The organism is Nonomuraea longispora (genome assembly GCF_004348345.1).
Lineage (GTDB): Bacteria > Actinomycetota > Actinomycetes > Streptosporangiales > Streptosporangiaceae > Nonomuraea > Nonomuraea longispora.
In genome coordinates, this window is record NZ_SMJZ01000435.1 from 1 (window position 1) to 1,275 (window position 1,275).

General features: G+C 75.9%; 1 protein-coding gene and 1 pseudogene. Both read right to left on the bottom strand.

Annotated features, from left to right (window positions below):
- Positions 1-825 (bottom strand): serine/threonine-protein kinase (locus E1267_RS43795; protein WP_132342222.1); only part of this gene is annotated, 825 nt, incomplete at its 3' end.
- Positions 822-1,275 (bottom strand): annotated as a pseudogene (locus E1267_RS45225) (hypothetical protein); the annotation flags it as partial. The gene E1267_RS43795 and the pseudogene E1267_RS45225, both read right to left, overlap by 4 nt.

Genomic DNA, 1,275 nt, shown 5'->3' on the forward strand with positions numbered 1-1,275 from the left:
GAGCGGGGGCGCTCCTCGCGGTGCGCCGGCGCTCATGGTGAAGGCGGCCAGGTCGGCGGCGGCCGGACGGGCGTCGGGGTCCTTGGAGGTGGCCTTCATCACCAGGTCCGCCAGCTCGCCCGGCACACCGGCGGGCAGCGGCGGAGGGCTCTCCGTCAGGACCCCGAGCGTGAACCTGGCCGTGCTCCCCGGCCCGTCGAGCGGGAACGCGGGCCGCCCCGCGAGCAGCTCGTACACCATCGACCCGAGCGCGTACACGTCCGACGCGGGCTCCGGCGCGCGGCCCTCCAGTTCCTCCGGCGCCGCGTGCACCGAGGGCACGGTCCCGTCGGGCAGTTCCACGATGGACATCAGCGCGGACATCGCGAACCCGGTGAGCGCGACGCCGCCGGCCGTCACGATGACGTTCTCCGGCTTGACGCGCCCGTGCACGCCGTCCACCGCGTGGGTGGCCGCGAGCGCCCCGGCCACCGCCCGCAGCAGCCCCGCCGCCTGGGCGGGCGGCATCGGCAGGCTGCGGCCGGGCCGGTCGCCCAGCGTAAGTCCCTCGTGCACCGGCGTCACCAGGTACGGCCGCCCGTCGCCCGTCGCCCCGACCTCCAGCACCGGGATCACGCCCGCGTGGGCGGCCAGCGGCTCGGGAAAGCCGAATCCGCGTATGATCCGCTTGAGCGCCCGCTTGTCCACCCGGTGGCAGGCGAGCGTCTTGACCAGGACGTCGGTCCCGGTCGCCGCGGACCGGGCCAGGTGCACGGCCCAGGGGCCGTCCTGGCCTGCCCGTTCCAGCAGCCGGTAGCCGCGGACGCGTTCGGTGATCACCGTCATGCGACCACGGACGGGCCGCCCATGTCATCGGTCTCGAATGCCTCGTCCTCCACCAGCGGGAGCCTGGCGCGGTCCCGGTCGCGCTCCTGGCCGCCTTGCCCGGCGCCGCCCATCATGGGCGGGATCATGCCCATCGGCATGCCGCCCGCCCCGGGCCGCCCGCCGCCAGGAGGCGCCGCCGCCGCGCTCCCGAGCTGCGTGGCGGGGGCGCTGCCCGAAGGAGCGCCCGGCCCGGTGGGTCCCGGCCCGAGCGTGGTGGGACCGGGGTTGCCCGGAGTCTGAGGCACGCCGGACAGGTCCGTCGCGGAGGGGGTCTGGGGCAGGTCCGGCGTCTTCACCTCAGGGGTCTTCAGGTCCGGCGTCTTCAGGTCGGGGTTCTGAGCGGGGTCCTGCAGCGACGGGTCCTTGAGCGAGGGGTCCTGCTGGGACGGGTCCTGCTGCGACGGGTCC